Raw genomic sequence first — 24,920 nt, forward strand, 5'->3', positions numbered from 1 at the left:
GATGGCGTCAGTTCAGACACTTCAGGGTTAAAACCTGCCGCATCACAACGGCAAATGCCGACTCAACAACGCCCGCAACGCCGCCGGTTTCACCGGTTTGGCCAGGTAATCCAGGCCCGCCGCATGCACCTGGGCCACCGTCTCCGGCCGGCCATCGGCACTGATCACCACCCCGGGCACCGGCTCCCCAAGTTGGGTGCGCAACCACGCCATCAACTCCGTCCCGGTCTCGCCATGGTCCAGGTGGTAGTCCACCAGCGCCAACTGCGGACGTACACCGTCGCTCAGCAGCGCCGCGCATTCATCACGGTTGCGTGCGGTCCAGACCTGGCAGCCCCAGCGTGTCAGCAGGCTGTTCATGCCGATCAGGATGCTGTCTTCGTTATCGATACACAGCACCTGCGCGCCGCTCAACACATGGCCATTGAGTTCGATGACCTTGGCCGGCGCGACGGTTTGTGCCCGCGCCAGCGGCACGCTGACACTGAACACGCTACCGCGCCCTGGCCAGGACCGTACGCGCAAGGTGTGACCCAGAACGAGACACAGCCCGTCAGCAATCGCCAGTCCCAGGCCCAAACCTTTCTCGGCGCGCGTCTGGTGGCTGTCGAGGCGTTTGAATTCTTCGAAAATCACCTGCTGTTTGTCTTCGGGAATCCCCGGCCCACGGTCCCAGACCTCCAGGCACAACTCGCCCTTGCGCCTCCGGACGCCGAGCAGCACGGGCCCCTTGGCGTAACGGAAAGCGTTGGTCAGGAAATTCTGCAGGATCCGGCGCAGTAGTTTGATGTCGCTGTCGACCCGCAACGTGCTGCCTCGAACACGGAATTTCAGCCCTTGTTCCTGAGCCAGCGCCTTGAATTCGGCACCGAGCGCATTGAACAACTCGTTAAGCACAAAGGGTTTGGGGTCCGGGTTGATCTTGCCGTTCTCCAGGCGGGAAATGTCCAGCAGGTCGCTGATCAGGTCCTCGGCCGAGCGCAGCGAACTGTCGAGGTGATGCACCAGTTTCTGCGCCTCGCTGGACAGGCCATCGTCTTGATGGGAGAGGGCGGCGGAGAACAAGCGTGCGGCATTCAGTGGTTGCATCAAGTCATGGCTGACCGCTGCCAGAAAGCGGGTTTTCGACTGGTTGGCCGATTCGGCGGTGCCCTTGGCTTCGGTCAGGGCAACGTTGAGTTGTGACAGTTCGTGGGTTCGCGCGGTGACCCGCTGCTCCAGGCCTTCGTTGGCTTCTGTCAGCGCCTGCTCGGCCTCGCGGAACGCGGTGATGTCAGTGAAACTCATGACGAAACCGCCGCCGGGCATCGGGTTGCCGATCAGCTCAATCACACGTCCGTTGGGGAAAAGTCTTTCAGAGGTATGGGCGCGCCCCTGACGCATCCAGTGCAGACGGCGGGCGACGTGCACTTCGGCCTCGCCGGGGCCGCACAGTCCGCGCTCGGCGTTGTAGCGAATGATGTCGGCAATCGGTCGGCCAAGCCTGATCAGCCCGTCCGGGTAATTGAACAGCTCCAGATAACGCCGGTTCCAGGCCACCAGTTTCAGCGATTGGTCGACCACGCTGATGCCCTGGGTGATGTTTTCAATAGCGCCTTGCAGCAGAGCGCGGTTGAACTGCAACACTTCCGAGGCTTCGTCGGCGATCCGGACGACATCCTCCAGTTGCATTTCCCGACCTTCGATGGCGGCTTTTACCACCGCGCGCGTCGACGAAGCGCCGAGTACACCGGCCAGCAAGCGCTCGGTATGGGCAATCCATTCACCGTCGGCGTTCTGGTTCGGGTTGAAGCCTTTGCCCTGGCGGTAGGCAAATCGGATGAAGCTCTGCCGCGCCCGTTCTTCACCGACAAAGCGGGCGGCCAGTTGCAGCAGATCGTCGATCTGTACCGCCAGCATCGAGCGGGCGCTGGGGCGGGCGCTGATTTCCTGGCCAATGAAACGCCCGGCCTGCCAGTGCTCCGAAACCCTCGTGCGTGACAGCACCGACACCCAGGCGAACAGCGTGAAGTTGGCCGCCAGCGACAACGCCACGCCTTGGGTCAGCGGGGTGAGTGGCAGGTTCAGCGGGTTGCTGTGCAACCAGGCCAGCCCCGGGAAGCTGCTCAGGGACACGCCGAGGCTGTGGGCCGCGATCGGCAAAATCAGGGTGTAGAACCAGAGGAATGTCCCGGCGGCGAGGCCGGCGAACACGCCCCGGCGGTTGGCCTGTTTCCAGTACAGCGCGCCCAGCATGGCCGGGGCCAGTTGGGTCACGGCGGCGAAGGCGATCTGGCCGATGGTCGCCAGGCTTGCGGTGGAGCCAAGCAGGCGATAACTGACGTAAGCCAGCAACAGAATCACCACGATGCTGACCCGGCGCACCGACAGCATCCACTGGCGGAACACTTCGAACGGCCGCTCGGCGTTGTTTCGCCGTAGTAACCACGGCAACAACATGTCGTTGGAGACCATGGTCGACAGCGCCACGCTGGCAACGATCACCATGCCGGTCGCCGCCGAGGCACCACCGATAAAGGCCAGCATCGCCAGGGCCGGGTGCGCTTGGGCTAGGGGCAGGCTGATGACGAAAGAGTCCGGTAGTACCGAACTGGGCAGCAGCATCTGACCGGCGAGGGCGATCGGTACGACAAACAACGCCGCCAGCGCCAGGTAAGCCGGGAACACCCATTTCGCCAGGCGCAGATCCTGCGGATCAATATTTTCCACCACCGTCACGTGGAACTGCCGGGGCAGGCAAATGATCGCCATCATCGCCACGCCGGTCTGAACCACCATCGACGGCCAGTTGATGGTTTCCTTCCAGTATTGCTCCAGGCGTGGGGCGAGCATGGCCTGGTTGAACAGGTCGTCGAAGCCGTCGTACAGGCCGTAGGTCACGAACGCGCCAACCGCAAGAAACGCGAACAGCTTGACCAGTGATTCGAAGGCAATCGCCAGCACCATGCCGCGGTGGTGTTCCGTGGCGTCGAGGTTGCGGGTACCGAAGACAATGGTGAACAGCGCCAACACCAGCGACACGATCAGCGCCGTGTCCTGCGCGCGGGTGCCCATGGCGTCGGCACCGGCGCCGATCAGCAGGTTCACGCCGAGGACGATGCCCTTGAGTTGCAGCGCGATGTAGGGCAACACGCCGACCAGGCAGATCAGCGCCACGACCACCGCCAGCGACTGGGATTTGCCATAGCGGGCGGCGATGAAGTCGGCGATGGAGGTGATGTTCTCCTGCTTGCTGATCATCACCATTTTTTGCAGGACCCACGGCGCGCAGACCAGCAGCAGGATCGGCCCGAGGTAGATAGGCAGGAAAGACCAGAGTTGTTCGGCGGCCTGGCCGACTGCGCCAAAAAAGGTCCAACTGGTGCAATAGACCGCCAGTGACAGGCTGTACACCCACGCGCGCACACGCGGCGGCAACGGCGTGCTGCGCCGGTCGCCGTAAAAGGCGATGGCGAACATGATGGCCATATAGGCCAGGGCGACGGCGGCGATCAGCCCGCTGGACAGCGACATGGGAACTCCAGACAAAGGACACCCGGGACTCCCGCCCGGTCAGACAGTCTCGCACGATGGCAGGGGTTAGTCAGTGTCGACCAAGGTCGTGGCGTGGTGGGGTGTCGCAGGGTGTTTGTCTGTTGGATCTTTGGTGTTTGGGCGGGCCTCTTCGCGGGCAAGTCGGATCGCCGCATCGCACGCTCCTACAGGTTTCGTGTTGTTCACCGATTATGTGTACGACACAGAACCTGTAGGAGCGAGGCTTGCCCGCGAAGGCGGCCTCACTGATTCAACGCAATCTCGATCAACCGATGCAACTCCTCAACCTCTAACGGCGCCGACGAAAACAGGATACGAAACACCGTCGGTGCCGCCACCAGGTTGATCAATCGGTCGACACTCGGTCTCGGCTGATCCGGATAGCGATCCAGAATTGCCTGCAATTGTCCGCCAATGATCGTCGCGCAATAGACCGGTGTGGCGCTGCATTGCACGTCGCGCAGCATGTTGCGGCCGGGTTCGGAACTCATCTCGTCCAGGTACTGCTCCGCCCAGGCCCGCACATCACCGTGCAAGCTGCCGGTGTTGGCCGGCTCGCTGTCCGGGCGCAGGCGGGCGAGGGCGACGTCGGCCAGCAGCGTCGGCAAGTCACCCCAGCGACGATAGATGGTCGACGGCGTCACCCCGGCGCGCGCAGCAATTTGCGGCACGGTCACGGTCGAGCGGTCCTGTTCTTCAAGCAGATCGCGGACAGCCGTATGAATCGACTCTTGCACCCGGGCGCTTCGGCCGCCCGGGCGTAAACCTTCTTTAATAGCCATACGGCGGACCTTAACACAAAGAATTTGCTTTAAGCGCTGGCCAGTAGCACACTCCGCAAAAGCAATAAATTAGCTTTTGCGGAGTGTGCGCATGTCCAGCTCGATATCAAACCGTTCCAGCCTGTGGTTTCTGGCGATCACTTTACTGAGTTTTCTCGCCGCTTCCACTGCGCCGACGCCTCTGTACCACTTGTATCAGGAACACCTGCAATTCTCGGCAGCGACCCTGACCCTGATTTTCGGCGTGTACGCCATCAGCCTGCTCGCGGCGCTGCTTACGGTCGGTTCGCTCTCGGATTACCTGGGCCGCAAACCGGTGATTTTCACCGCGGTGGCGCTGAACATGCTGGCCATGCTGCTGTTTATCAATGCCGACAGCGTCGCCTTGTTGATCAGTGCCCGAGTGCTTCAGGGCTTTGCTACCGGGATGGCCACGGCTGTGTTGGGTGCCGCGTTGCTGGACACTGATCGCCAGCAAGGGCCGCTGGTCAATAGTGTCGCGCCGCTGCTCGGCATGGCGGTTGGCGCCATGGGCTGCGGCTTGTTGGCCGAGTTCGCGCCGCTGCCGCTGCAATTGACTTTTTGGGTGCTGCTCGCGTTGTTCGGGATGCAGGCGCTGTGCGTCTGGCGTCTGCCGGAAAGCGTCAGTGCGCAACGGGGTGCATTGGCTTCGCTGCGTCCAACCCTGCATGTGCCCGTCCAGGCGCGGCGTGCGTTGTGGCTGGTGCTGCCGATCAACACCGCCGCGTGGGCGCTGGGTGGTTTCTATGCGTCACTCGCTCCGTCCCTTGTGCGCACGGCCACCGGATCGACGTCGAATCTGATTGGCGGCGCCACAGTGGCCGTGCTGACTGTCACGGGCGCGTTGATGATCTACAGTCTGCGCAGTCGCCCCGCGGACAAAGTCTTGCTGATCGGCGCGAGCATTCTGCCCGTGGGTGTGGCGCTGGTTTTACTGGCGGTCCACAGCGCCAGCCTGCCGCTGTTTTTCATCGGGACGCTGGTCGCCGGATGCGGTTTCGGCGCCAGTTTCCTCGGCTCGTTGCGCAGTGTGGTGCCGATGGCTTTGCCTCACGAACGGGCCGGGTTGATGTCGGCGTTTTATGTGCTGAGTTATCTGGCGTTCTGCCTGCCGTCGCTGCTGGCGGGGAATCTGACGCGAGCCTTTGGTCTGGTGACCACGACCGATGGCTATGGCGCGGTGCTGATAGTCCTGTCGGTCGGTGCACTGCTCGGGTTGATGCGGCAGCGGCCTGTCAAAGTCTGTGGCGTCGATCTTCGATGACCGCTAGCCTTGGCCTCGTCATTCATTTCGACGGACCGCCCCATGAAGATTATCCGCAGCAAATCTTTCACCGCTGACCGTGCCTGGGGCGCCCTGGATATCGCCAACATGAACGGCATCACCACCCGTTTGCACTGGACTGACCAGCCGTATAAATGGCACGTCAACGATGGGCAGGAAGTGTTCGTCGTACTCGATGGCCAGGTGCAGATGCGCTATCGCGAGGGCGGTCTTGAAAAGGACACGCTGCTTGATGTCGGCGACATTTTTTACGCCTCGGTGGGCACGGAACACGTCGCCCACCCGCTAGGCGCGGCGAGGATCCTGGTGATCGAGACGGAAGGTAGCGTGTGACGCTATATCTGCAAAACAGATAACAGTTAGAGATATTACCCGTTATATAGATATTCGATTCAGCTCTACCATGAATTCCACCTCACAAGAGGAAGAGGAATTCGCCATGACATGCCCCAACACCACCACCCCCGGTTTCAAACCGCTCAGCCATTTGCAGCATCCGCTTGAGGCCATTCGCCAATTCACCCCCAATTGGTTCGCCGCAACGATGGGGACGGGCGTGCTGGCATTGGCGCTGGCGCAATTGCCCGTAGTCATACCCGGTCTGCACGCGGTGGCCGAAGGTCTCTGGCTGCTCAATATCTGCCTGTTTGCATTGTTCACCGCAGCGTACGCGGCACGCTGGGTGTTGTTTTTCGATGAGGCGCGACGGATTTTCGGCCACTCCACGGTCTCGATGTTTTTCGGCACCATTCCCATGGGGTTGGCGACCATCATCAACGGCTTCCTGGTGTTTGGTTTGCCGCGCTGGGGCGACGGCGTGATTCATGTCGCTGAAGTGCTGTGGTGGCTCGATGTGGCCATGTCTGTGGCCTGCGGCGTGCTGATCCCCTACATGATGTTCACCCGTCAGGAACACAGCATCGACCAGATGACAGCAGTCTGGCTGCTGCCAGTGGTCGCGGCGGAAGTGGCGGCCGCCAGCGGTGGTTTGCTGGCACCGCACCTGGCCGATGCCCATTCGCAACTGGTGGTGCTGACAACCAGCTACGTGCTTTGGGCCTTTTCCCTGCCGGTGGCGTTCAGCATTCTGACTATTCTGTTGCTGCGCATGGCGCTCCATAAACTGCCTCACGAAAACATGGCCGCCTCCAGCTGGCTGGCGCTGGGGCCGATCGGCACCGGGGCGTTGGGCATGTTGCTGCTGGGCGCCGACGCGCCGGCCATCTTCGCGGCCAACGGCCTGCCGGGCATCGGTGAAATTGCCGCCGGGTTGGGTCTGGTGGCCGGGATCACGCTCTGGGGCTTCGGCTTCTGGTGGATGCTGATGGCGGTACTGATCACCGTGCGTTACCTGCGCGACGGTATCCCGTTCAACCTTGGCTGGTGGGGCTTCACCTTCCCGCTGGGCGTCTATTCTCTGACGACGTTGAAGCTGGGCAGCACCCTGAACCTGACCTTTTTCAGTGTCTTTGGCTGCGTGCTGGTGGCGATGTTGGCGGTGATGTGGCTGATCGTCTCCCTACGCACGGTGCAGGGCGCGTGGCGGGGCGAGTTATTTGTCTCGCCGTGCATTGCAGGATTAAACAAATAACCGGCAAAGATTAGGTAATGTGTGGCCTGGATCGACGTTCGACATTCCAATAACCATCGCCTCGCCACTCTTTACCCAACATCAGGGACACATGGAAGATGAGCCACCCCTCACAGTTCACCTTGCTTCGCACCCGGCGCTTCCTGCCGTTCTTCGTCACGCAGTCCCTCGGGGCGTTCAACGACAACATCTTCAAGCAGTCGTTGATCCTCGCCATTCTGTACAAGCTGACGATCGAGGGTGACCGTTCGATCTGGGTCAACCTGTGTGCGTTGCTGTTTATCCTGCCGTTCTTTCTGTTCTCGGCACTGGCCGGCCAGTTCGGGGAAAAGTTCGCCAAGGATGCGCTGATTCGTCTGATCAAGCTCGGGGAGATCGCCATCATGGCGGTCGGCGCGGTCGGTTTCCTGTTCGATAACCTGTCGCTGATGCTGGTGGCGCTGTTCGCCATGGGCACGCACTCAGCGCTGTTCGGGCCGGTGAAATACTCGATCCTGCCCCAGGCTCTACGCGAAGAAGAGCTGGTGGGCGGTAACGGGCTGGTGGAAATGGGCACGTTTCTGGCGATTCTGGCCGGCACCATCGGCGCCGGGATCATGATGTCCTCCAGTCATTACGCGCCCATAGTTTCCACTGCGATCATCGGTGTTGCGGTGCTCGGTTACCTGGCCAGTCGCAGCATTCCCCGGGCGGCGGCCTCATCGCCGGAGATGCGCCTGAACTGGAACATCTTCAGCCAATCCTGGGCCACCTTGAAACTGGGCCTGGGGCAAACGCCTGCGGTGTCGCGTTCCATCGTCGGCAACTCGTGGTTCTGGTTTGTCGGGGCGATTTATCTGACGCAGATCCCGGCCTATGCCAAGGAATGGATGCACGGTGACGAGACCGTGGTGACGCTGATTCTGACGGTGTTCTCCGTGGGTATCGCCCTCGGCTCGATGCTCTGCGAGAAGCTTTCCGGGCGCAAAGTCGAGATCGGTCTGGTGCCGTTCGGCTCGTTCGGCCTGACGGTGTTTGGCTTGCTGCTGTGGTGGCATTCCGGCGGTATTCCAGGCAGCGTTGACGGCCATGGCTGGATCGAAATCCTTGGTTTTGGCCACACCTGGCTGATGCTGATCGATATTCTGGGGCTGGGGATTTTTGGCGGTTTCTACATTGTGCCGCTGTATGCGCTGATTCAGTCGCGCACCCCCGAGAACGAGCGGGCGCGGGTGATTGCCGCCAACAACATTCTCAACGCACTGTTTATGGTGGTGTCGGCGATTGTCTCGATCGTTCTGCTGAGTATGGTCAAGCTGTCGATCCCGCAGCTGTTTCTGGTGGTGTCGCTGCTGAACATCGGCGTCAACGCCTACATCTTCAGCATCGTCCCCGAGTTCAGCATGCGCTTCATGATCTGGCTGCTCAGCCATTCCATGTACCGCGTGGAGCATCGCAACCTCGATTTGATCCCGGATGAAGGCGCGGCATTGCTGGTCTGCAACCATGTGTCGTTTGTGGATGCGTTGCTGATTGGCGGCGCGGTCCGTAGGCCGATTCGCTTTGTCATGTACTACAAGATCTACAACCTGCCGGTGCTGAACTTTATCTTTCGCACGGCCGGGACGATTCCGATCGCGGGGCGCCAGGAAGACATTCAAATCTACGAAAAGGCTTTCACGCGGATTGCTCAATATCTGAAGGACGGCGAACTGGTGTGCATCTTCCCGGAAGGCAAGTTGACCGCTGACGGGGAGATGAGCGAGTTCAAGGGCGGGCTGGTGCGGATCCTCGAAGAGACACCGGTGCCGGTGATTCCGCTGGCGTTGCAAGGGTTGTGGGGGAGTTTCTTCAGCCGCGATCCGGGCAAGGGGCTGTTTCGTCGGTTGTGGTCGCGGGTGACATTGGTGGCGGGGCCGGCGGTGGCGGTTGAGGTGGCTGAGCCTGCGGCGTTGCAAGCGATGGTGGGGGATTTGCGTGGGACCGTCAGGTAGTCGGTAATTGTAAGGGCCTCTTCGCGGGCAAGCCTCGCTCCTACAGGGTTAACAGATCCATGTAGGAGCGAGGCTTGCCCGCGAAGGCGATCGTAAGGTCAGGCGCTAACCTTCAGGCCAACCAACCCGGCAATAATCAACGCCACACTGGCCAGCCTGAACAGCGCCATCGATTCACCAAACAGAATGATCCCGGCGATGACCGTGCCCACCGCACCCACGCCGGTCCAGATCGCATAGGCTGTGCCCAGCGGCAATTCCTTCATGGCAAGGCCCAGCAAGCCAAGGCTGATGGCCATGGCGGCAACGGTCAATGCGGTGGGGAGTGGGCGGCTGAAACCGTCGGTGTATTTCAGGCCGACGGCCCAGCCCACTTCGAACAGGCCGGCGAAAAACAGAATAATCCAAGACATGAAAGACCTCCATCGATTGACGGGGTCGTCCCCAGATTAATGACTCGATCGAGCCGCGAGGTCGTCCTCGCGTTGCGCCATAGAGTGCCCATCATTAATCCGGGGATCAAGTTTTCGGGTTACTTGGCCGCTTGCTGAGCCGCGATTTTCCGGTCTTGTTTCTCGCTCATGCGGCGGAAATACGTCGAGAGCAACGCCCCCGAAATGTTGTGCCAGACGCTGAACAACGCGCTAGGCACCGCCGCCAATGGCGAGAAGTGCGCACTGGCCAACGCGGCACCCAACCCCGAGTTCTGCATGCCGACTTCCAGTGCCAGGGATTTGCGCTGGGCCAGCGGCAATTTGAACAGGCGTCCGGTGAAGTAGCCCAACAAGTAGCCGAAACTGTTGTGCAGCATCACCACGGCCATGATCAGCAGGCCGGATTCGGCAATCTTCGCCTGGCTGGCGGCCACCACGGCGGTGACGATGATCACGATGCTCACCACGGAAATCAGCGGCAACACCTCCACTGCATGGCGAACCCGATCGCCCAACAGGCGCTGGGCAAACACGCCAAGCACAATTGGCAACAGCACCACTTGCAGGATCGACCAGAACAGCTCCATGAAGGACACCGGCAGCCACGCAGAAGCCAACAGCCAGATCAACGCGGGTGTCAGCAACGGAGCGAGGAGGGTGGTGACGGCGGCGATGGCCACCGACAGCGCCAGGTCACCGCGCGCCAGCCAGGTCATCACGTTCGACGAAGTACCGCTTGGGCAGCAACCGACCAGAATCACGCCGACGGCGATTTCCGGCGGCAGGTGAAACGCCTGGCAGAGCAACCACGCCACGCCCGGCATGATCACGAAATGTGCAACCACGCCCAACGCCACGCGCCACGGATGGCGAGCGACTTCGGCGAAGTCTTCGAGTTTGAGGGTCAGGCCCATGCCGAACATCACCAGGCCCAGCAGGGGCACGATCGCGCCTTTCAGGCCGATGAACCACGTCGGCTGAAGAAACGCCACGACCGCGAATATCAGAACCCAATAAGCAAAGGTGTTGCCGACAAAACGACTCAATGTAGCGAGGGCGCGCACGGGCTGATCCTTATTTTATTGAACACCACAAAACCAATGTGGGAGTGAGCCTGCTCGCGATGAGGGACTGACATTCAACATTGATGTTGACTGACACTCCGCCATCGCGAGCAGGCTCGCTCCCACAGTAGTAATCACAAGACTTTATATCCCTTGCGGAAGCTCTTCACCGCCCAACGCTTCAACCAGCGCCGGCAGGAAGTCACCGAAGGTCAGCATCATCAGGGTGAAGCTGGCGTCCAGCTGGCCGAGGGCTTCTTCGCCACCGTCCTGTTCCGCCTGGTCTTGCAGCAGGTCTTCGAACTTCAGGCGCTTGACCACCATCTTGTCGTCGAGGACGAAGGACAGCTTGTCTTGCCAGGCCAGCGACAGCTGAGTCACCACTTTGCCGGTGCTCAGGTGCAGCTGAATCTCTTCGCTGGTCAGGTCCTGACGCTTGCAACGCACGATGCCGCCGTCTTCGTGGGTGTCGCGCAGTTCGCACTCGTCCAGCACAAAGAAGTCGTCCGCGGCTTTCTGGGTGGTGACCCATTCAGTCATGGTCGCGGTCGGCGACATTTTAACGGTCAGTGGACGCACCGGCAGGGTGCCGATCACTTCACGCAAGGTGGACAGCAGGTCTTCGGCACGTTTCGGGCTGGCCGAGTTGACCAGGATCAGGCCCTGTTTCGGCGCAATGGCGGCGAAGGTCGACGAACGACGGATAAAGGCACGCGGCAGGAACGCCTGGATGATTTCATCCTTGATCTGGTCGCGTTCCTTTTTGTAGACCTTGCGCATTTGTTCGGCTTCGATCTCTTCGACCTTTTCCTTCACGGCGTCACGCACGACGCTGCCCGGCAAGATGCGCTCTTCTTTACGGGCGGAGATCAGCAGGAAGTCGCCGCTGACGTGCGCCAGGGGTGCATCTTCGCCTTTGCCGAAGGGCGCGACGAAACCGTAGGTGGTCAACTCCTGGCTTGCACATGGACGCGCCAGTTTGGTGGCCAGTGCAGTTTCCAACGCCTCGGCATCAAAAGGCAGATCTTGGGTCAGGCGATAGATAAGCAGGTTTTTGAACCACATGGGGCGAGTCTCTCCTTTATACAAAGGGGGGCATTATTCTCTTAGCGAAGCCATAGGCCAACCCTTCTCTAAGCCTTTGGAAGGCCTGCAAAAATTATTTAAAAAAGTGCTTGCCAGAGGTTGGGTCGCTCCGTAGAATGCGCGCCACACCGAAAGTGAAGGGTGATTAGCTCAGCTGGGAGAGCGTCTGCCTTACAAGCAGAATGTCGGCGGTTCGATCCCGTCATCACCCACCATTCGCTTTAGTGTTACGCGCAGCGGTAGTTCAGTCGGTTAGAATACCGGCCTGTCACGCCGGGGGTCGCGGGTTCGAGTCCCGTCCGCTGCGCCATATTCGGTAACCTGGAACGCTGAACGCCAGGTCACCACGGAAAAGCCCGCTCACGCGGGTTTTTTTCTGCCCGAAGTTTGTACGTTGTTCCTGCAGGTCGTGTCGTTTTACCGGTTTTCAGATTTTTTTGAAAAATTATTCAATTAAATCAACACTTTATGAAAATCTGTGGCACAATGCGCCCCGCAACGAAGGTAAAGGGTGATTAGCTCAGCTGGGAGAGCGTCTGCCTTACAAGCAGAATGTCGGCGGTTCGATCCCGTCATCACCCACCACTTACTTTCAACGCTACGCGCAGCGGTAGTTCAGTCGGTTAGAATACCGGCCTGTCACGCCGGGGGTCGCGGGTTCGAGTCCCGTCCGCTGCGCCATATTCGGTAACCTGGAACGCTGAACGCCAGGTCACCACACAGAAAGCCCGCTTAATGCGGGCTTTTTGCTGTTCGGGATTTGGGTTTTTGCCGACAATCGATGAAAAGCGAATCCTGCCATCACGCGATCATGCGATCTGCAGCTGGCGAAGCCTGCGTTCGGCTGCGCAGCAGTCGTAAATCCTAAGTCTCGGATGGATCTGACTCACCGCGTTGTGTGGTTTTGCGACTGCTGCGCAGCCGAACGCAGGCTTCGCCAGCTGCGCGTATGCGGTAGTGCGTTGGCCCGCGTCGATCGTAGAGGCGTTTTATTCCTGCCTGCTTCTCATTGTTCTGCGTTGCGGCTATGGCGGTAATCGCTCACGGCTTCATACACCGCTTTGCGCAGGCGGTTGATGCCGCCAATCGGTCGATGGGCCTCAAGCCCGAACCACGGATTGAACGACTGGTTGTCGCATTGCAGGTTCAGCGCCGGTGTATCGAAGTCCTGGGCGGGCAGTTTGATTCGCGCCACGGTTTCGAACGGCGCATCTTTTTCCTTCCATTCAATACTCGTGTCTTCGATCGGCATGTATTTGTCCGGATCCTGCCGCTGGATCTGCAAGACGAAGCACGCCGGCACCCGATCCGTCGACAATTGCTGGTTCAGCGCATTGCGCAAAAAATTCGGCAGCTTCTGATTCTGAGTCGGCAAGGTGTAGGCCGGGCAACTGTCGGGGTCCGGCATGACCCGGAACTTGGCGTTGGCGTCACCGAACTTGTAGGGCGAAACCGAAAAGTAAGTGGTCTGCGTCGGACTTTCCGGCGCCGGGGAGAGTGTCGCCAAGGCAATAAACAGATGCCGAACCTGCCACGTGCGCGGATCCCAGCCGGGGAAAAACGCCGTCAGCTTCTTGCCATCGGCCTGAGCGGCCACATTCTGACGGTATTCGGCGACATCACTGACGAAGAAATTCGGGTGGCTGAACATCACGAAGTCCTGTTCACCACGGCTTTGTTGATCGGCGAGCAGTTGTTTGCCGGGCACATCGAGCAGCTTGATCGCCATGCCCCGGGCATCGCGGATACTGTCGAACTGTGGATAGGCATTGCCGTTGGACAGCCGCATCGTCGCTTGCCAGGTTTTACCGGGTTCGCTGAACACGCCTTGACGCAGCCCGTCCGCCAGATCCGGCAACACCTGGACTTCGGCCTTCACGCAACCGTGCGCCTTGGCATGCGCATCGCGCAGGTAGCGGGTGCTTTCACGGTGCTGATCGACGATGCGCACGGCGGTCTGAATGATGGCCTGAGTCATCGCCGCTTCACCGTCCGGGATCAGCTCTTCAGCCGAGACCGGCCCCCGGTGCTGCCAGGCAAACCAGGCCGTGGCCAGCGCCCAACCCAGCAATCCCAAGCCGAACAAGCAAAACAGGGCTTTGCCGAGAAACGCGCCAAACCAGATCCAGAGTCTGCTCATGGCAATTGTGCCTCCAGCGGGCCGCCCAACACTTTCAGATACTCCAGCAGCGCCCAGCGCTCCTCCGGTTGCAGCAGGCGACCAATGACGCCGTTGCCAAGCTTGCCGGCGCGGAATTCGTGCCCGCTGTTGTGATTACCGGTGATGCGCGTGTCGAACTTGAAGCCATTGGTGAAGGCCTCGGTGCGATAACCCAGATGCCTGGGGTCGTACTCGAACGTGCCATTGTAGAAGGTCGTTGCGCGTTCATCCTGGGGCGAGAGCAGTTGATAAATGCTCGGCACCGAACCGTTGTGCAGAAACGGCGCCGTCGCCCAGACACCGGCCAATGGGCGGGCCTTGTAGGCGCGCAGTTCGCGCACACCAATCGGCAGGCCGAAGCCATCCATGTCCGGGCGCTCGGCCTCGGGGATTTTCGCCTCGCGGTAAGCGCGGTTTCCTACGAACGCGGTGACGTAGGCCAGGCCCTTGGCGGACGAGAGTTTGCTCATGTCCAGGGGGTCGGCGGGCGGTGGCTGCAACTGCACATCCAGTTTCGCCAGTTCCGCCGGGTCCCATTGCAAGGCGCTGAGGTCGAAGCGATGGTCGGCAATGTTATTGGCCGCGCCCGGGTCTGTGCCGATGTAGTCCACCGGCAGCATTTTCAGATGTTGCACCCAGCGGCCGTTGGTCTGGACCGATCGAGGCACGTGGCAACCGGCGCAGTTTTCGCTGAACAATTCGCGACCTTTGACGGCCATTGGCTTGTCGACAGCGCCCAGCTCTTCTTCCGGCCAGGCCGGCGGTTTGAGCCGTTGCAGGGTTTGTTCGATCTTGTGTAAATCGCGCAAGCGGACACTCGACGGATAGCGCTCGTCACCTTTAAGCGGTTGGCCGTTGGCGTCGAAGAAATTCAGGGTGGCGCCAACGCCCAGCGCCTCGCCAATGTTGCGGGCCATTGGTTGCTGCGCCGAACCGTTCCATTGCACCCAGTCAAAGGTCCACATATCCCACAGTTGCGGGTAGTCCACCGGGGCATTCGCCACGCGGTAGTTATCGGTTGAAATCGCGTCGCCGAAGCTGGCATTGGCGATGCGTCCGAAGGCGTCGGTTCGGCCAGGGCCTTCCTCGGTCGGATAGAGCCCACGATGGGTATCGTTCCAGGCAACCTTCACGAAGGTATACAGAGAGGTTTTGAAGTCCTCGCGCAGTTGTTGGTGCCGGGTGTCGTAGTTCTCTTTCAGCACGTTGCGGGCGAAGCGTTCGAATTTCCACGGGTTGTAGTAAGTCGAGATCAGACTGGCCACCAGCGCCTGTCCGAAACTGCCGCCGCGCAGTGTAGGAACACTGGAAGGCAGGACATGCTGGGCCGAACCTCCATCGATGCGCACGGCCTGGCCATTGAAGCGCAACTCACCGGTGTGGCAGGCGGCGCAAGTGATGTCGAGGTACTCGTCCTGGCTGCCGGGGTTTTGATGGCGGGCAAAACCCACGGGCAAGTTGCCGGGATTGTTGTTCGGCGTGGTTTTTTGCTCGGGGTCGATCAGAAAACCAAAGCGCGCGAGATACTCGGGGGCGGCGAATCGTTGTTCCGAGAAGGGCAGTTCGAGTTCCTTGAACCAGTCATAGCGCAGGCCTTTGACTTGAGTGCCCTGGGGGGTGAAGTAGTAAGTCTGGCGGTCAGCGGCGCTCCACTGATCCAGATAACGCACCTTTTGTACGGGGGACCAGGTCGGCAGTTTCGGGTTGGCGACGTAATACAGAACCACGGCCAGGCCCAGCCCCAACAGCACAGCGAACAGCACCAGCAGGCGGAATAAGAGGCGCAAGATAAACATCCTTGTCGATTTGTAGCTCTCTTATGCCTCAGTGTTCGAGGTGCGGCAAGTGGCCATTACGCCAGATGCTGTGGGATACGGCACCCATCTCTGTGAGCCCAAGATGACAGAAGCTTCATCATTCCAATCCCGAAATGCGTTAAAACACCTGAACTTATCAGAAGTTTCCTGCTCTCATGCCGGTAGCCATTGGTCGTGGCCGCCTGATAAGCTCGCGGCTTTACTCGATTGCCCTTTAGGCGCATGAACAAGGAAATAGCATGAAACAGCATCGGTTGGCGGCGGCGGTGGCCCTGGTTAGCCTGGTACTTGCGGGTTGTGATTCGCAGACCAGCGTAGAGCTGAAAACCCCGGCGCAAAAAGCTTCCTACGGGATTGGCCTGAACATGGGCAAGAGCCTGGCTCAGGAAGGCATGGATGACCTTGATTCCAAAGCCGTAGCCCAAGGCATCGAAGATGCCGTCGGCAAGAAAGAACAGAAGCTGAAGGATGACGAGCTGGTCGAAGCCTTCGCAGCACTGCAGAAGCGTGCTGAAGAGCGTATGGCCAAAATGAGCGAAGAGTCGGCATCCGCCGGCAAGAAATTCCTCGAAGACAACGCCAAGAAAGCCGGCGTAACCACCACTGCTTCGGGTCTGCAATACGAAGTGGTCAAGAAAGCTGATGGCGCACAGCCTAAGCCGACCGACGTAGTGACTGTTCACTACACCGGCAAGCTGACCAACGGCACTACCTTCGACAGCTCCGTCGATCGTGGCAGCCCGATCGATCTGCCGGTCAGCGGCGTGATTCCGGGTTGGGTCGAAGGCCTGCAACTGATGCACGTTGGCGAGAAGTACAAACTGTACATCCCTAGCGAACTGGCCTACGGCGCCCAAAGCCCAAGCCCGGCGATTCCAGCCAACTCGGTGCTGGTATTCGACCTGGAACTGCTGGCGATCAAGGATCCAGCAAAAGAAGACGCCGCCAAGTAATTAGCGTCTGATTTAAAAACAACGCCTCGCTTTATGCGGGGCGTTGTTGCATCTGGCGTTCAGCGAGGGTAAACAAAGCGAACGGATGCTGTACGTTGCAGTCATAGCCATTGAGGACGCCGTGCTAGCCGCGCCGGTGCGCCAAGTCAATGAAATCTTGGGTTTTTTTATGTGAGTAAAAAACGCCCGATCTGAGTTGAGCCCTTATGAAACGTGGCTTTCAGCCGTGAAAAATAGCTCTGTTCACAAGGTTATCCACAATTTGTGTGGATAACATTTCAGAGGGAGGAATGATGAAAGCACCCTGGAATTTCGCTCGTTTCCTGCCACTCGCCGGACGCCTGCTCGCCCGTGGGCGTTTGCCGACCCTGCTGTTCGCCGTCGCCAGCAAAGGTGCCAGCCAAGGCAACCGATTGGGCAAACTCAAGGACGATTTGCGCCTGTTGCAGGCACTGTGCCTGGCCTACTGGCGCGGCGAGTACCGCGCCATCAGCCCGAAGGCGTTGCTCTCGGTGGTTGCCGGCCTGATGTACTTCCTCAGCCCGGTGGATGCGATCCCGGACTTCATCCCGTTATTCGGCATGCTCGATGACATCGCCGTGCTGGCCTGGTTGATGAAAGTCCTCGATGACGAACTCAATGCGTTCCGTGCCTGGCGTAATCGCCAATTGCCGGAGAAGCTCGCGATGGCTGAGCGCCTCCCCGATACCCCAGAGCAGCTTCAGCTTCAGGGCCCGAAAAAAACCTGATTTGAGTGAGGATCGCCCTTATATTCATACCCCCCGCGACCGTGGCCGCTGTTAGGATTACACTTCTAGGGAAAAGTGCCGACTCGCTAAGTGTCGTTGTCCTACGGGGAAGTCATGGATATTCAGATAATCACACGCGAAGGCGAGCCCGAATACGCGGTTTTGCCGTGGGCTCAGTACCAGGCTCTACTGAAAGCAGCAGGCATCAACGAACAACCGGCACCCGATAAGCCGGCGCGTCACGCAGCATCACCAGACCAGATTCTTCCGGGGCTGGATCAACTACGCAGTTTGCGCGAAGGGAAGGGCATCGCCATTGAGGCGCTCGCCCGCACGGTAGGCATCAGCCCGTCTTATCTGGCCTTGATCGAAAGTGGCGAGCGTCTGCCCGACGCTGCGATTCGCCGCAGCCTGGCCTGGGAACTGACGGTGCCAGGGTGGAGGGATGAAACGTGAGCGTACGCATCAGTCGTCAACATTGGGACGGGTTGCTGGGTGAGCTGGATCAGGCCCGGCGCCAGCGCCATCTGCTGACTTATCGAGCCTTGCTGGAGCGCTTGCAGTTGCCCACGCCGGCCATGCAAACACTCACCGCTGCGTTGGAGCATCTGGCCGCGCTGGATGCCAAGGCCGAGCAGCCGCTGCGCAGCTCGCTGGTGATCAGCCAGGGCGCCAGTCGCTTGCCACGCACCGGTTTCTTCGAGTGCGTCGAACGTCTGGGGCGTTTCTCCGGGCCGTCCGACGGCGTTGCTGCCGCCTCGTGGCACGCCTCGGAAGTGGTGCGCGTGTTCGAATACGAGTACCCGGAATCGGCGGAGGCCTGAGTGTTTTTAAAGCTCAAGGCACGGGCCGGTTACTGGCTGGCCCGCCGGTTGTTTCACTGGTCGTGGTTCGTGCGACAGCCCCGTGGCTGGAGCTGGCTCGAAGGCCAGTTCGCGCGCATGGCCAATCTGGGTGACGTCGGCGCGCAAAGCTTCTATGGCCACATCCTGACCTTTCGCGGCGTTGGCCTTGGGGCTCGTGAGGAAGGCGTTCGATTGCTGCGCCTGGCGGCGTTGGCGGGGGATGGCAAAGCGGCGTATCAGGTGGGCGTGATCAGTTTGGCGGGGACGCCGAGCAAGGCGCCGGATCCGGATGAAGCGGCGCGGTTTTGGGGAATGGCGGCGAAGGCGGGGCATCCGTTGGCTGAGATGAAGCTTAAAGAGATGGCGTCTCGCGATTCTGCGAAATAAAGACATAGCGGTTCGACAAATGAACGTGGCGTGAGGGAAACCTCTCGACACGTTTGCGTTTCTGACGGTTCGTTTATTAGTGATGGCGTATTAGAGAATCGCCCTACTTCAACTTCGTCCATTCCTGACTTCTTTCCTGATTGATCACCCGCAAAGTGCAGCGCGTTTAAAGCCGGGCAAATTCATCGGAGATTTCCTTCGAGTTGTGGCGGCTTTCATGAACTGGTGCGCGTCGTGTCTCATCGATAGTCTTCTGGCGGTCACTGCAAATTCAGTGACAGGGCGTGGAAGCCCTTCTATCGTTAGGCGCGTCAAGCGCCACCAGTTCGGCGTTTTTCGTCTGTGTTTTATGGTGGCTGTGCGCGGGGCGCTTTCGAGTGCGCCGAGTGCCTAACGTCTCGGTCTTCCACACCCGCGTTCAGCCGCCACCTATCGCGTGGAAGTGATTTCTGGCGGCTCCAATCCATACGTTAGGCATTAAATTATGAAAACACTGACTCCGGATCCGCCATACACCCCACAAATTCCCCATCCAGACAACCGCTTCATGGCGCTCACCAGCAACTGCAGCGACATGCCCACGCTGTTCGTCGACACCCACGCGCCCCTCGATATTTTGACCGACGCCGCCCGCTACCGAATCCGTGCGGTCACCCAAGTGCTGGAGAACCTGTCCATGCGCGGTTCGATTGAGTGCGATTCCATGATTCTCAGCGACTTCGCGCTGCTCTGCGCCATTCCGTTGCGTGATGGGTGTGATGTGCTGGATGTGGTTGGGCGGCGGTTGGGGGCGATGTCAGAAGCGGATTAATTCCAGAGATTTTGGTTGTCTGGTCGGGCCTCTTCGCGGGCAAGTCGGATCGCCGCACCGCTCGCTCCTACAGAGGTTGAGTTGTTCACAATAATTGCGAACGACACCAAACCCTGTAGGAGCGAGCGGTGCGGCGATCCGACTTGCCCGCGAAGGCGTCCGTTCAATCACCGCTGCCCAATGATCAATTCCTCGTTCTGCACCGGCACCGCCAGACTATCAATCACATGCACGCTATACCCCGGCACATTCTTCCCGTGATGCTTGGCCTGCGAGGCCATTTCCGCCAACTGGCTCGCATCGAGGTGTCCACAGGCCTGTGGGTGCAAATGCACGAAAAAATAGATCCGCCCCGTTTTTTTTCGAGATGAAGCTGAAAGTGTTGGCGCCTCGCGATGCTGCGAAGTAACCCATCGTTGCCCGAAGAACAAGCGTGGCGTGAGGGAAACCTCCCGCCACGTTTGCGTTTCTGACGGTTCTTGAATTGGTGGCGGCGTATTAGGGAATTGTCCTACGCCATCATCATCCTTTGCTGGCTTCTTTTCTGATCGAGCACCCGCAAAGTCCTCCGCGTTTGATGCCGTGTAAATCCATCGGAGATTTCCTTCGAGTTGCGGCGGTTTCCATGAACTGGTGCGAAGTGAGTTCAACCGATAGCCTTTGATGGTCACTGAAAATTCAGTGGTGGGGTGTAGGAACCCTTTCAGCATCGGTATTGCGTAAGCGTCGAAACCGGGTTTGCGGCCGTCCATGTGCGTCCGTAAGATCAGTTGCGGCGGCTATGCGCGGGCACGCTTCGGCGTGGTCGAGTCTCCGATGCTCGGTATTCCTACCCCGCGTATAGCTGCCACCCAAGCCTGTAGGAAGGCTTTTTGGCAGCCCCCATTTTCATCGGAAGGTCTCAAATGCCAACACTTCATCCTGATCCACCCTACGAAAAACCGGTTTCCCATCCAAAGAACCGCTTCATGGCGCTCACCAGCAACTGCAGCGACATGCCCACCTTGTTCGTCGACACCCACGCGCCGCTCGATATTTTGACCGACGCTGCCCGCTATCGAATCCGAGCCGTAACCCAAGTGCTGGAGAACCTGTCCATGCGCGGTTCGATTGAGTGCGACTCCATGATTCTCAGCGACTTCGCATTGCTATGTGCGATTCCATTCCGCGATGGCTGTGATGTGCTGGATGTGGTTGGGCGGCGGTTGGGGGCGAGGTCAGAAGCGGATTAATTCCAGAGATTTTGGTTGTCTGGTCGGGCCTCTTCGCGGGCAAGTCGGATCGCCGCACCGCTCGCTCCTACAGAGGTTGAGTTGTTCACAATAATTGCGAACGACACCAAACTCTGTAGGAGCGAGCGGTGCGGCGATCCGACTTGCCCGCGAAGGCGTCCGTTCAATCACCGCTGCCCAATGAACAATTCCTCGTTCTGCACCGGCACCGCCAGACTATCAATCACATGCACGCTATACCCCGGCACATTCTTCGCGTGATGCTTGGCCTGCGAGGCCATTTCCGCCAACTGGCTTGCATCGAGGTGTCCACAGGCCTGTGGGTGCAAATGCACCACGCCGATCGACAATGACAGCAGCGGAAATTCCTGGCGCACGCCTTGGCGATTTGGCGCGATAAAGCAGCCGGCTTCCAGGTGTTCGCTGCGGTAGAAGCGTCGGCATTGGCTCTGGAAGTCGTCCAGCAGCTGGTTCAAACGTTTGCGCCAGTCTTCCGGGCCGAGCACCAGCAGGAAGTCATCACCGCCGATATGGCCGACGAAGTCGCGGGACGGGTCGACGCGATCGTTCAGGCATTGCGCCAGGCACAGCAGGACTTCGTCCCCACGGCCGTAGCCGTAGATGTCGTTGAAGGGTTTGAAACTGTCGATGTCGACGTAGCAGATCACCGATTCCCGTTCCTGTTGCAGCAGCCGTGTCAGGCATTGCTGGATGGGCACGTTGCCTGGCAACAGGGTCAGCGGGTTGGCGTAACGGGCTTGCTGGATTTTCAGCTCGGTAATCAGCTTGAGCACATCGATCACCCGGCCCAATCCCAGATAACCGCCGTTGAGGGTGATGATGAAATCTTCTTCAATGCGCTGACGCGCGCGACTGGTGATCAAGCGGCTGACCTGCTGCAGTGACTGGCTCATCTCCACGGCGAGGAAATCGTCGTTCATCAAGCGGCTGATGGGCTTGCGGGCAAACAGGTCGGTCGCAAAGGGTTTGAGCAGTGCGTCCGAGAGCGAATGTCGATGGACGATGCCGCAGGGATGGCCTTGCTCGTCGAGCACCGCCAGTGAGTTCAGGTTGGCCTGGCGGCGGAAGGCTTCCAGCACCGTGGCTGTCGGTGTGTCCCGGTGCACGGCTGGTTGATCGTTGAGCAAGGCGCTGAGGTCACTGCTTTCGTCATTCAGCGCCACGGCGGTGCTGTCGTGTTTGGGCATCAAGGCTCGGGCATCGCGAGGTGGATGCTCTTGAGGCCGGCACAGCAAATAGCCTTGCACCAGATCGACACCCATCTCGGTCAACACCGCGAGTTCTTCGGGCAGTTCGATACCTTCGGCGATCACCTGCGCCCGCGAGGCCTTGGCGATTTGCAGGATAGAGCCGACGAACTCACGCTTGAGCGCGTCCTGATGAATGCCGTCGATGAAGTGCCGGTCGATCTTCACATAGTCCGGACGCAGTTCAGACCACAATCGCAAGCTTGAGTAGCCGGCGCCCAGATCATCCAGCGCAATGGAAAACCCCATCGCCCGATAGTGATGCAGGGCGTTTTGCAGTAACTGGAAATCGTCGGTCGGGGTCTGTTCGGTGAGTTCAATCACCACCTGACTCGGCGGTATGCCGAAGTCCTGGAGCAATTGCAGGGTTCGCCCCGGTTGATGAGCGGCTTCAAGCAGGGATTCCGGAGAGACGTTAAGAAACAGTTTGCCGGGCAACTGCTGTTCATTGAAGCGTCGGCAGGCACTTTCACGGCAGGCGATTTCCAGCTCGTTCAAGCGACCGGCCTGACGCGCGACCGCAAACAATGCGATGGGGGAGTGCAGCGGACTGTTCGAGGGGCCGCGGGAGAGGGCTTCATAGCCGACAATGCGTCGTTCAGAGAGGGAGATGATCGGCTGGAACAGGCTGTGCAAGCCGCTTTGAGCCAGTATGGAACTCAAGGCACTCAGCTGTTCTGTCGTGGTCATGGCAATCTCTGGCGATAAAAAAAGGACTGGGAGCACGCTCTTGTTCAAGAGGGCTCCCAGTCCTGTATTTCACGACAGAATGATGACTGTATGATGACGCTCCGGAGAGCGTCAGCATTAAATTGCCATCATCTTGCTCGTAACCACTTAGTGCTTGGCTACCGCAGTGTTGAGTTTCAAGTAGTCCAGCAGAATCCGCCCGGTCTCGCTCAAATAGGCATCGTCTTCTGGCTTGGTCTTGTCCGGCTCGGCCGCGATCGCGTCTTCGTCTTCTTTCTTCAGCTCTTTGAGCGGTTCTTCGCCCTTGGCCTTGCGACGGAGGTTTTCCATGACCAGTTGCTTGGCTTCGATGTCGGCGTGTTGCTTACGACGATCGGCTTCGTTGAGGCTGACGGTTTTTTCTTCCATCAACTTCTGGGCCAGGGCCAGTTTGTCGCGGATGAACACGAACTCTGCGTCTTTGGTAGAGCGCAAATCATGCTCGGACTTGAGCTGCGCGATGTACGGTTTGAACGGGTCGACCGCCGGCTTGATGGCCGCACGGATGGTGTCCCACGGCATGGCTTCCGGCAGGGCGCTTTCGCCGATTTCCTTGGTGTCGATGATCGACGGGTAATCGATGTCCGGCAGTACGCCCTGATGCTGGGTGCTCTGGCCGGAAACCCGGTAGAACTTGGCCAGGGTCAGTTTCAGTTCGCCATGGTTCAACGGCTGAATGGTCTGCACGGTGCCTTTACCGAAGGTCTGGCCGCCGATGATCAGTGCGCGATGGTAGTCCTGCATGGCGCCGGCAAAAATCTCCGAAGCCGAGGCGGACAAGCGGTTGACCAGCAACGCCATCGGGCCTTTGTAGAAGGCGCCCGGGTTTTCATCTTCCAGCACATCGACCCGGCCGTCGGCGTTACGCACCAGCACGGTCGGACCTTTGTCGATGAACAGGCTGGTCAGCTCGGTGGCTTCCTGCAAGGAGCCGCCGCCGTTGTTGCGAAGATCGATGACTACGCCGTCGACTTTCTCTTTCTGCAACTCGGTCAGCAGTTTCTTGACGTCGCGAGTGGTGCTCTTGTAGTCCGGATCACCGGCACGGAAAGCCTTGAAGTCGAGGTAGAAGGCCGGGATCTCGATGACGCCCAGTTTGTAGTCTTTGCCGTCCTGTTTCAGGTTGAGGACCGACTTCTTCACGGCCTGGTCTTCAAGTTTCACCGCTTCACGGGTGATCGGCACGATCTTGGAGGTCTGGTCGTTCGGGGCATTGCTGGCCGGAATCACTTCCAAGCGCACCACGGTGCCTTTCGGACCACGGATCAGCTTGACCACTTCGTCCAGACGCCAGCCGACCACGTCGACCATCTCTTTGTTGCCCTGGGCAACGCCGATGATCTTGTCGGCTGGAGCCACGAGCTTGGTCTTGTCGGCCGGGCCGGCAGGCACCAGACGCACGACTTTTACCTGATCGTTATCGCTCTGCAACACGGCGCCGATGCCCTCGAGGGACAGGCTCATGTTGATGTCGAAGTTTTCCGCGTTATCCGGCGACAGATAGTTGGTGTGCGGGTCGTAGGACATGGCGAAGGTGTTGATGTACGCCTGGAAGATGTCTTCCGCACGGGTCTGGTCCAGGCGCGCCAACTGGTTCTTATAGCGCTTGGTCAGGGTTTCCTGAATCTGCTTGGAGTCCTTGCCCGCGATCTTCTGCCGCAAGACTTCGTCCTTGACGCGTTTGCGCCACAGGTCGTCGAGTTCGGCGGTGGACTTGAGCCAAGGGGCGTCCTTGCGATCGATCAGCAAGGTTTCCTTAGCGTTGAAGTCGATTTTATCGACGCCCTTGTTCAGCTCGGCAAGAGCAAAGTCCAGACGCGCTTTGACGCGGTCCAGGTAGCGCTTGTAGATGGTGAACCCGGCGTTCAGGTCGCCGCTTTTGAGGAAGTCGTCGAACTGGGTTTTCCACTTGTCGAATTCGGCAATGTCGCTGGCCATGAAATAGCTGCGCGACGGATCCAGCAGCTTGAGGTAGCTGTCATAGATGATCACCGAGCGCGCGTCATCGAGCGGCGGCTTGCTGTAGTGATGGCGCTTGAGCAGTTCGACGACGTTCAGGCTGGCGATCACTTCGTCACGATCAGGCTGAAGCTTGTCCCAGCTATTGGCTGCGAATGTGCTGCTCGACATCGGCAACAGGCCGATACCAATGAATAGGGCTAGGGCGGTGCTGGGTAAAAAATGCTTCATGCTGATTC

General features: G+C 59.4%; 21 protein-coding genes and 4 tRNA genes. 15 read left to right on the forward strand and 10 right to left on the reverse strand.

The window, feature by feature from the left end:
- Positions 1–42 precede the first annotated feature (42 nt).
- Together ACYZTY_RS07175 and ACYZTY_RS07180 are read right to left on the reverse strand one after the other, a co-directional pair.
- Positions 43–3,513, reverse strand: a complete 3,471-nt coding sequence (locus ACYZTY_RS07175) for a hybrid sensor histidine kinase/response regulator (RefSeq protein WP_461957882.1) — start codon at positions 3,511–3,513, stop codon at positions 43–45.
- A gap of 263 nt (positions 3,514–3,776) precedes the next feature.
- On the reverse strand, positions 3,777–4,316 hold the full coding sequence (locus ACYZTY_RS07180; protein WP_461957883.1) for a TetR/AcrR family transcriptional regulator: 540 nt from the start codon (positions 4,314–4,316) through the stop codon (positions 3,777–3,779).
- 91 nt (positions 4,317–4,407) lie between these two features.
- Here ACYZTY_RS07180 and ACYZTY_RS07185 point away from each other — a divergent pair, with 91 nt between their 5' ends.
- The 4 genes from ACYZTY_RS07185 to ACYZTY_RS07200 all read left to right on the forward strand — a co-directional run bounded on the left by ACYZTY_RS07185 (position 4,408) and on the right by ACYZTY_RS07200 (position 9,186).
- Positions 4,408–5,601, forward strand: coding sequence for an MFS transporter (locus ACYZTY_RS07185; RefSeq protein ID WP_461957884.1), 1,194 nt, complete (start codon positions 4,408–4,410; stop codon positions 5,599–5,601).
- Between the two features lie 42 nt (positions 5,602–5,643).
- Positions 5,644–5,955: a cupin domain-containing protein gene (locus tag ACYZTY_RS07190; protein ID WP_461957885.1), complete on the forward strand. Its 312-nt coding sequence runs from the start codon at positions 5,644–5,646 to the stop codon at positions 5,953–5,955.
- A gap of 106 nt (positions 5,956–6,061) precedes the next feature.
- Positions 6,062–7,213, forward strand: a complete 1,152-nt coding sequence (locus tag ACYZTY_RS07195; RefSeq protein ID WP_461957886.1) for a TDT family transporter — start codon at positions 6,062–6,064, stop codon at positions 7,211–7,213.
- A 98-nt stretch (positions 7,214–7,311) separates the two neighbouring features.
- On the forward strand, positions 7,312–9,186 hold the full coding sequence (locus ACYZTY_RS07200) for an MFS transporter (protein WP_461957887.1): 1,875 nt from the start codon (positions 7,312–7,314) through the stop codon (positions 9,184–9,186).
- Between the two features lie 98 nt (positions 9,187–9,284).
- Here ACYZTY_RS07200 and sugE read toward each other — a convergent pair whose 3' ends face one another.
- From sugE to rdgC, 3 genes are all read right to left on the reverse strand, one after another.
- A complete protein-coding gene (gene sugE, locus ACYZTY_RS07205) occupies positions 9,285–9,599 on the reverse strand; it encodes a quaternary ammonium compound efflux SMR transporter SugE (protein ID WP_027922462.1) in 315 nt (104 codons plus the stop codon).
- Between the two features lie 119 nt (positions 9,600–9,718).
- Positions 9,719–10,684 carry a bile acid:sodium symporter family protein gene (locus tag ACYZTY_RS07210; protein WP_461957888.1) on the reverse strand — a complete coding sequence of 322 codons (966 nt, stop codon included), beginning with the start codon at positions 10,682–10,684 and terminating at the stop codon, positions 9,719–9,721.
- A 144-nt stretch (positions 10,685–10,828) separates the two neighbouring features.
- A complete protein-coding gene (gene rdgC / locus ACYZTY_RS07215; protein ID WP_461957889.1) occupies positions 10,829–11,749 on the reverse strand; it encodes a recombination-associated protein RdgC in 921 nt (306 codons plus the stop codon).
- Positions 11,750–11,909: 160 nt separating this feature from the next.
- Here rdgC and ACYZTY_RS07220 point away from each other — a divergent pair.
- The 4 genes from ACYZTY_RS07220 to ACYZTY_RS07235 all read left to right on the forward strand — a co-directional run bounded on the left by ACYZTY_RS07220 (position 11,910) and on the right by ACYZTY_RS07235 (position 12,451).
- Positions 11,910–11,985, forward strand: a tRNA-Val gene (locus tag ACYZTY_RS07220).
- Between the two features lie 18 nt (positions 11,986–12,003).
- Positions 12,004–12,080, forward strand: a tRNA-Asp gene (locus ACYZTY_RS07225).
- Positions 12,081–12,279: 199 nt separating this feature from the next.
- Positions 12,280–12,355 (forward strand) — tRNA-Val (locus ACYZTY_RS07230).
- Between the two features lie 19 nt (positions 12,356–12,374).
- A tRNA-Asp gene (locus ACYZTY_RS07235) sits at positions 12,375–12,451 on the forward strand.
- Between the two features lie 325 nt (positions 12,452–12,776).
- On the opposite strand, the gene ACYZTY_RS07240 is transcribed toward ACYZTY_RS07235, so the two are convergent.
- Positions 12,777–13,910, reverse strand: coding sequence for a catalase family protein (locus tag ACYZTY_RS07240; protein WP_461957890.1), 1,134 nt, complete (start codon positions 13,908–13,910; stop codon positions 12,777–12,779).
- The gene (locus ACYZTY_RS07245) at positions 13,907–15,718 is read right to left on the reverse strand and encodes a di-heme-cytochrome C peroxidase (RefSeq protein ID WP_461957891.1); all 1,812 of its coding nucleotides are present in this window, start codon (positions 15,716–15,718) and stop codon (positions 13,907–13,909) included. Before ACYZTY_RS07245 ends, ACYZTY_RS07240 begins: the two co-directional genes overlap by 4 nt.
- Before the next feature lie 269 nt (positions 15,719–15,987).
- Here ACYZTY_RS07245 and ACYZTY_RS07250 point away from each other — a divergent pair, with 269 nt between their 5' ends.
- From ACYZTY_RS07250 to ACYZTY_RS07275, 6 genes are all read left to right on the forward strand, one after another.
- Complete coding sequence (locus tag ACYZTY_RS07250; RefSeq protein ID WP_461957892.1) at positions 15,988–16,701, forward strand: FKBP-type peptidyl-prolyl cis-trans isomerase; 714 nt, start codon at positions 15,988–15,990, stop codon at positions 16,699–16,701.
- A gap of 293 nt (positions 16,702–16,994) precedes the next feature.
- Positions 16,995–17,450: a YkvA family protein gene (locus ACYZTY_RS07255; protein ID WP_461959265.1), complete on the forward strand. Its 456-nt coding sequence runs from the start codon at positions 16,995–16,997 to the stop codon at positions 17,448–17,450.
- A 114-nt stretch (positions 17,451–17,564) separates the two neighbouring features.
- Complete coding sequence (locus ACYZTY_RS07260; protein ID WP_461957893.1) at positions 17,565–17,906, forward strand: helix-turn-helix domain-containing protein; 342 nt, start codon at positions 17,565–17,567, stop codon at positions 17,904–17,906.
- Entirely contained in the window at positions 17,903–18,274 is a 372-nt protein-coding gene (locus ACYZTY_RS07265) for a hypothetical protein (protein WP_003223109.1), read from the forward strand. Before ACYZTY_RS07260 ends, ACYZTY_RS07265 begins: the two co-directional genes overlap by 4 nt.
- The gene (locus tag ACYZTY_RS07270) at positions 18,275–18,682 is read left to right on the forward strand and encodes an SEL1-like repeat protein (protein ID WP_461957894.1); all 408 of its coding nucleotides are present in this window, start codon (positions 18,275–18,277) and stop codon (positions 18,680–18,682) included. It abuts the gene before it with no gap.
- A gap of 484 nt (positions 18,683–19,166) precedes the next feature.
- Positions 19,167–19,493, forward strand: a complete 327-nt coding sequence (locus ACYZTY_RS07275; RefSeq protein WP_461957895.1) for a hypothetical protein — start codon at positions 19,167–19,169, stop codon at positions 19,491–19,493.
- Between the two features lie 167 nt (positions 19,494–19,660).
- Here the strand turns inward: ACYZTY_RS07275 and ACYZTY_RS07280 are convergent, their stop codons facing one another.
- Positions 19,661–20,245, reverse strand: a complete 585-nt coding sequence (locus tag ACYZTY_RS07280; protein WP_461959428.1) for a hypothetical protein — start codon at positions 20,243–20,245, stop codon at positions 19,661–19,663.
- A 153-nt stretch (positions 20,246–20,398) separates the two neighbouring features.
- Here ACYZTY_RS07280 and ACYZTY_RS07285 point away from each other — a divergent pair, with 153 nt between their 5' ends.
- Positions 20,399–20,725, forward strand: a complete 327-nt coding sequence (locus tag ACYZTY_RS07285) for a hypothetical protein (protein WP_461957896.1) — start codon at positions 20,399–20,401, stop codon at positions 20,723–20,725.
- Positions 20,726–20,892: 167 nt separating this feature from the next.
- On the opposite strand, the gene ACYZTY_RS07290 is transcribed toward ACYZTY_RS07285, so the two are convergent.
- Positions 20,893–22,683, reverse strand: coding sequence for a bifunctional diguanylate cyclase/phosphodiesterase (locus ACYZTY_RS07290; RefSeq protein ID WP_461957897.1), 1,791 nt, complete (start codon positions 22,681–22,683; stop codon positions 20,893–20,895).
- 147 nt (positions 22,684–22,830) lie between these two features.
- Positions 22,831–24,912, reverse strand: a complete 2,082-nt coding sequence (locus tag ACYZTY_RS07295) for a carboxy terminal-processing peptidase (protein WP_461957898.1) — start codon at positions 24,910–24,912, stop codon at positions 22,831–22,833.
- Between the last annotated feature and the right edge of the window lie 8 nt (positions 24,913–24,920).

Source organism: Pseudomonas sp. LB1P83, from assembly GCF_054897885.1.

Coding starts and splice junctions, on each gene's coding strand:
- ACYZTY_RS07280 (WP_461959428.1), bottom strand. CDS start 20,245: ATGGACGGCCGCAAACCCGGTTTCGACGCTTACGCAATACCGATGCTG.
- ACYZTY_RS07200 (WP_461957887.1), top strand. CDS start 7,312: ATGAGCCACCCCTCACAGTTCACCTTGCTTCGCACCCGGCGCTTCCTG.
- ACYZTY_RS07180 (WP_461957883.1), bottom strand. CDS start 4,316: ATGGCTATTAAAGAAGGTTTACGCCCGGGCGGCCGAAGCGCCCGGGTG.
- ACYZTY_RS07295 (WP_461957898.1), bottom strand. CDS start 24,912: ATGAAGCATTTTTTACCCAGCACCGCCCTAGCCCTATTCATTGGTATC.
- ACYZTY_RS07255 (WP_461959265.1), top strand. CDS start 16,995: ATGAAAGCACCCTGGAATTTCGCTCGTTTCCTGCCACTCGCCGGACGC.
- ACYZTY_RS07260 (WP_461957893.1), top strand. CDS start 17,565: ATGGATATTCAGATAATCACACGCGAAGGCGAGCCCGAATACGCGGTT.
- sugE (WP_027922462.1), bottom strand. CDS start 9,599: ATGTCTTGGATTATTCTGTTTTTCGCCGGCCTGTTCGAAGTGGGCTGG.
- rdgC (WP_461957889.1), bottom strand. CDS start 11,749: ATGTGGTTCAAAAACCTGCTTATCTATCGCCTGACCCAAGATCTGCCT.
- ACYZTY_RS07250 (WP_461957892.1), top strand. CDS start 15,988: ATGAAACAGCATCGGTTGGCGGCGGCGGTGGCCCTGGTTAGCCTGGTA.
- ACYZTY_RS07285 (WP_461957896.1), top strand. CDS start 20,399: ATGCCAACACTTCATCCTGATCCACCCTACGAAAAACCGGTTTCCCAT.
- ACYZTY_RS07185 (WP_461957884.1), top strand. CDS start 4,408: ATGTCCAGCTCGATATCAAACCGTTCCAGCCTGTGGTTTCTGGCGATC.
- ACYZTY_RS07275 (WP_461957895.1), top strand. CDS start 19,167: ATGAAAACACTGACTCCGGATCCGCCATACACCCCACAAATTCCCCAT.
- ACYZTY_RS07240 (WP_461957890.1), bottom strand. CDS start 13,910: ATGAGCAGACTCTGGATCTGGTTTGGCGCGTTTCTCGGCAAAGCCCTG.
- ACYZTY_RS07195 (WP_461957886.1), top strand. CDS start 6,062: ATGACATGCCCCAACACCACCACCCCCGGTTTCAAACCGCTCAGCCAT.
- ACYZTY_RS07175 (WP_461957882.1), bottom strand. CDS start 3,513: ATGTCGCTGTCCAGCGGGCTGATCGCCGCCGTCGCCCTGGCCTATATG.
- ACYZTY_RS07190 (WP_461957885.1), top strand. CDS start 5,644: ATGAAGATTATCCGCAGCAAATCTTTCACCGCTGACCGTGCCTGGGGC.
- ACYZTY_RS07290 (WP_461957897.1), bottom strand. CDS start 22,683: ATGACCACGACAGAACAGCTGAGTGCCTTGAGTTCCATACTGGCTCAA.